The sequence below is a fragment of the Kribbella sp. genome, from assembly GCF_035687465.1.
GTDB lineage: Bacteria > Actinomycetota > Actinomycetes > Propionibacteriales > Kribbellaceae > Kribbella.
In genome coordinates, this window is the sequence record NZ_DASRXP010000224.1 from 1 (window position 1) to 5,605 (window position 5,605).

At 68.5% G+C, this 5,605-nt stretch carries 2 protein-coding genes and 1 riboswitch; both genes read left to right on the forward strand.

Going from position 1 to position 5,605, the window contains the following annotated elements; genetic code table 11:
- The first annotated feature begins 310 nt into the window (after window positions 1-310).
- Window positions 311-440, forward strand: a riboswitch (cobalamin riboswitch).
- Window positions 441-474: 34 nt separating this feature from the next.
- Window positions 475-4,197: a cobaltochelatase subunit CobN gene (gene cobN / locus VFG33_RS11250; RefSeq protein ID WP_325025260.1), complete on the forward strand. Its 3,723-nt coding sequence runs from the start codon at window positions 475-477 to the stop codon at window positions 4,195-4,197.
- Window positions 4,198-4,354: 157 nt separating this feature from the next.
- A partial coding sequence (locus tag VFG33_RS11255) for an amidase family protein (RefSeq protein ID WP_325025262.1) occupies window positions 4,355-5,605 on the forward strand: 1,251 nt, incomplete at its 3' end.

The following is a 5,605-nucleotide window of genomic DNA, read 5'->3' on the forward strand; positions in this document are numbered from 1 at the left end:
TTCCAGTGCGTGATCACGGCCGGGTTCGCACTGGGTCTCTTGGTCGCCTCGCTCGGCGCGACGGTCAGTACCGGTGTGATGAGGCCGGCCGCGAGCACAGCGGCCAGCAGTCTCAGAAGTTTCGGGCGCACAGCGATCTCCTTCAGAGCAAGCCGGGTGGCTTGTGCTGATGCGACGCTGGTGCGCAGCCGGAGGGCGTCAGCGTTACAAACCCTGTCCTTCCGCCCTACACCCGCCTTTCGAACGGGGTCAACGCGCGGGAGTGCTTGAAACGGCTGCTTGACGCAGGCGGTGCGGTGGTGTTCCGGTCCCGGTCGGTAGAGTCCGCGGTGTCATCGACGGATGCGCAGGAACCCGGTGTGAATCCGGGGCGGTCCCGCCACTGTGATCACGCGGCAAGCGTGAGAGTCAGGAACTGCTGCCGTCGTACCTGCCACCTGGGGCGTGGACACCCCGAGGAAGGACCGGCCGCGCGTGCTCGCGAACCTGTTGCTGCTCTCCACCGCCGATACCGATCTGCTGGCCGCGTCGCAGGCCCGGGCCGGGTGGAAGGTAGCCAACCCGGCGCGGGTCGACCTGGCGGAAATCCCCTCCCTGCTCGATGGCGTCGAGGTCGTAGTGGTCCGCCTGCTGGGCGGCCGCCGCGCCTGGGAGGAGGGCCTCGACGCCGTCACTTCCTCGGGTCTTCCAACGGTCGTGCTCAGCGGTGAGGCTGCTCCCGATGCCGAGCTGATGTCCCTGTCGACGGTGCCCGCTGGTGCGGTGACGGAAGCCCTCGCCTATCTGCGCGAGGGCGGTTCCGAGAATCTGCGGAACCTGGCCGGCTTCCTGCGGGACACCGTGCTGTTGACCGGTGACGAGTTCGAGCCGCCGCACGCGTTGCCGCAGTACGGGGTGCGGGCGGGGCGAAGCGTCAGTAAAGACGGTCGGCCGGTGGTCGGCATCGTCTACTACCGGGCGCACGAGATTTCGGGCAACACGGCCTTCGTGGATGCGCTGGCTGACGCTGTCGAGGCTGCCGGTGCGCAGGCGCTGCCCGTGTACTGCGGGACGCTGCGTGGACTGGATCCGTCCCACGACGACAATGCCGAACTGTTCGCGCTGCTGCGGAAATGCGATGTCCTCGTCACGACCCTGCTGGCAGCGGGCGGCACGGTGGCGGCCAACGCGAGCGCAGGTGGCGCCGACGACGCGTGGGACGCGGGCGCGCTGGCGTCACTCGACATCCCGCTGATCCAGGGGCTCGCGCTGACCTCGACCCGGGAGCAGTGGCTGGACAGCAACGCCGCGATCACCCCGCTCGACGCCGCCACCCAGGTCGCGATCCCGGAGTTCGACGGGCGGCTGATCACCATCCCGTTCTCGTTCAAGGCGTACGACGCCGAGGGGATCGCGAGCTACGCGCCCGATCTCGAGCGCTGCGCCCGGCTCGCCGGGATCGCCGTGGCGCAGGCCCGGCTGCGGCATGTGCCGGCGGCCGAGAAGAAGCTCGCGCTGGTGCTGTCGTCGTACCCGACCAAGCACGCGCGGATCGGGAACGCGGTCGGCCTGGACACACCTGCTTCCGCGGTCGTCCTGCTCGGCCAACTGAAGGAGGCCGGCTACGACCTCGGTCCCGACCTGAACCTCGACGAACTCCAGGGTGCCGAAGGCGCGGACGGGCTGATCCACCGGCTGATCGCGGCCGGCGGGCATGACGTGGACTGGCTGACCGACGAGCAGTTGTCGAGTGCGGTGGCGAAGATCCCGTTGTCGACGTACCAGCGCTGGTTCGGTCGCGCGCCGGAGTCGTTGCGCACGGCAATGACCGAGGCCTGGGGCGAGGCGCCCGGCTCCCTGTACGTCGACCAGTCGGGTCCGGAGCCGGCGATCGCCCTGGCGGCACTGCGGTTCGGCAACGTCGTGCTGATGATCCAGCCGCCCCGGGGGTTCGGGGAGAACCCGGTCGCGATCTACCACGACCCGGATATGGCTCCGTCGCACCACTACCTGGCGGCGTACCGGTGGCTCGAGGCGGCCGAGGAGGAGGGTGGCTTCGGGGCGCACGCGGTGGTGCACCTGGGCAAGCACGGAACGCTGGAGTGGCTGCCGGGCAAGGGCATCGGGATGGCGGCCGACTGCGCGCCGGACGCGGTCCTCGGGAACCTGCCGCTGGTGTACCCGTTCATCGTCAACGACCCGGGCGAGGGCACCCAGGCGAAGCGGCGCGGGCACGCGGTGATCGTGGATCACCTGGTGCCGCCGATGGCGCGGGCCGAGACGTACGGCGACATGGCCAAGCTGGAGTACCTGCTGGACGAATACGCCACAGTCTCCGCACTGGATCCCGACAAGGTGCCGACGCTGCGGGCGCAGATCTGGACCCTGATCCAGGCGGCGCAACTGCACCACGACCTGCACACCTCGTCGAAGCCGGAGGACGAGGAGTTCGACGAATTCGTCCTGCACCTCGACGGCTATCTGTGCGAGATCAAGGACGTGCAGATCCGCGACGGGCTGCACATCCTCGGCGGCGGTCCTGTCGGTGAGGCGCAGGTCAACCTCGTCCTCGCCGTACTGCGGGCAAACCAGATGTGGGGCGGCAAGTCCGGCGCTGTCCAGGGTCTGCGGGCCGCACTCGGTGACACGTTCGGGGTCGATGAAGCCGCGATGCTGGCGGACCCCGGCAAGGTCGTGCCGGAGCTGGCCGCTCTGGCGACACTGGCGGATCTGCCCGCGGTGAGCGGCGCGGACGGAGTCGATCTGCTGGAGGCGGTCGCGCGCAAACTCGTCGTCGGCATGGAGACCCTCGGCTGGGAGGCCGGCAAGGTCCCGGTCGTCGTCGAGGAGGTCCTCGGCCGTTCGTCAGCCGGGGTGGAGGCGTCGCTGACCTTCGCCGCGACCGAGGTGGTGCCGCGGCTGGCGCGGACCGGCGACGAGTTGACGAACGTACTGCGTGCGCTCGACGGGCGGTTCGTCGAGGCAGGACCCTCTGGTTCGCCGACCCGCGGGTTGGTGAACGTGCTGCCGACCGGGCGGAACTTCTACGCGGTCGACCCGAAGGCGATCCCGAGCCGCAACGCGTGGGACGTCGGGGTGGCGTTGGCCGACTCTCTGCTGGCCCGTCACCAGGCGGAGACGGGGGAGTGGCCGCGGTCGGTCGGCCTGACCGTCTGGGGCACGTCCGCGATGCGCACCCAGGGCGACGACCTCGCCGAGGTGCTCTGGCTGCTCGGCTGCCGCCCGGTGTGGGACGAGGCCTCTCGCCGGGTGACCGGTTTCGAGGTCGTCCCGATCGCCGAGCTCGGACGGCCGCGGGTGGATGTGACGATTCGCATCTCCGGATTCTTCCGCGATGCGTTCCCGCACGTGGTCTCGCTGCTGGACGAGGCGGTCCGCACGGTGGCTTCGCTGGACGAGGATGCCTCGGACAACTACCTGAAGGCCCACGTCGATGCTGACGTTGCTGCTGGCAACGAGCTGCGCGCGTCAACGGCTCGCGTCTTCGGCTCCAAGCCCGGCTCGTACGGCGCCGGCCTGCTGCCGCTCGTGGACGCGCGAAACTGGCGGACCGACGCCGAACTGGCCGAGGTGTACGCCGTCTGGGGTGGTTACGCGTACGGCAAGGACCTCGACGGGGCCGAGGCGCGCCCGTCGATGGAGCGCGCCTACGCCCGGATCCAGGTCGCGGCGAAGAACGCGGACACCCGCGAGCACGACATCATGGACTCCGACGACTACTTCCAGTACCACGGCGGCATGGTCGCGATGGTCCGGCACTTGACCGGGTCCAATCCGAAGGCGTACATCGGCGACTCCGCAGTACCGGCTCAGGTGAAGACCCGGACGCTGGAGGAGGAGACTAAGCGCGTCTTCCGGGCCCGGGTGGTGAACCCTCGCTGGATGGCGGCAATGCAGAGGCACGGGTACAAGGGCGCGTTCGAGATGGCCGCGACGGTGGACTACCTGTTCGGGTACGACGCGACCGCGGGCGTGGTGGACGACTGGATGTACGAGACGCTGACCACGGAGTACGTCGCCAATCCAGAGGTGGCGGAGTTCTTCCGCAAGTCCAACCCCTGGGCGCGGCACGGGATCGCCGAGCGCCTGCTCGAGGCAGCCCAGCGCGGTCTCTGGGCAGAGCCGACGCCGGAGGCGCTGGAAACGCTCCGCACCGCGGTACTGGAAACAGAGGGTGAGATCGAGGACCGCGACTGATGGAATCGGCTTTTGAATTGCCCTTTTTGAAGGAATCGTGCATTCTGCGGCGAATGGCGCAGTGAAGTAGCTCACTTCACAAAATAGAAACGCTTTCGTAGTGTGGAGAAAACATCCGATGACAGGATCTGAATTCCCCGCTACGTGAGGAAGTCAGATGCCATTCAATGACTTGGGCAGACGCGGATTCATCGTCGGTGCCACCGCTGCGGTCGGAGCCGTGGCCACCTCGGGCTCCGCCTTCGCCCAGGGTGATTTCAAGCTGATGGAAGCAACCGTCGCCGATATCCACGACGCCTACCGCCGCCGACGTCTCACCTGTCGCCAGTTGGTCCAGCAGTACCTCGACCGGATCGCGGCGTACGACAAGCAGGGACCGACGCTGAAGGCGATCATCACGGTCAACCCGCACGCGCTCGAGGTCGCTGATGAGCTCGATCGCAAGTACAGGCGTTCCGGCCTGACCGGCCCCCTGCACGGCATCCCGGTCATCCTGAAGGACAACTACGACACCTTCGACCTGCCGACCACCGGCGGCAACACCGCGATGCGCACCTCGGTGCCGCCGGACGACGCGACCGCGGTCGCCAAGTTGCGCAAGGCAGGCGCGATCATCCTCGCCAAGGCCAACCTGCAGGAGTTCGCGCGCGGCGGCAACTCGCTCAGCTCGCTCGGCGGGCAGGTCCTCAACCCGTACGACCTCGGTCGCACCCCCGGCGGATCCAGCGGTGGCACTGGTGCCGCCATCGCAGCGAACTTCGCCGTCCTCGGCACGGGCAGCGACACCGGTCAGTCGGTCCGCTCGCCGGCGTCCGCATGCAGCCTGGTCGGCGTGCGGCCCACCCGGGGACTGATCAGCCGTCAAGGCGTCATCCCGAACAGCATCACCCAGGACGAACTGGGCCCGATCACCCGCACGGTCGAGGATGCCGCCCGGATGCTCGACGTGATGGCGGGCTTCGACCCGGCCGATCCCGTCACCGGGTACGGCGTCGGCCGCGCACCGAAGAGCTACACGGCGGGCCTGCGGCGCGATGCGCTCCGCGGCGCCCGCATCGGCGTGATGACGAACCTCTTCGGCACGGAAGCACGCCATCAGGAAGTCAATCGCGTGATGGACGGGGTCAGCGCGAAGATGCAGGCCCAGGGCGCCACCATCATCCGTTTCAGCCTCCCGGCGTACGACGCCCTGCAGGGGATCGTGGTCACCTCGAACTGGGAAGCGCACACGGCTATGGACTCGTACTTCGCTTCGCTGGGCCCGGATGCCCCGGTCCACACCTTCAACCAACTGGTCGCGTCGAAGACGGCGACCCCGGAGGTGCAGGCGTCGCTCGAGGCCGAACTCGCGATCGCGGACGGCTTGAACAACCCGGTGTACGAGGACCACTACGTCAATCGCGAGAAG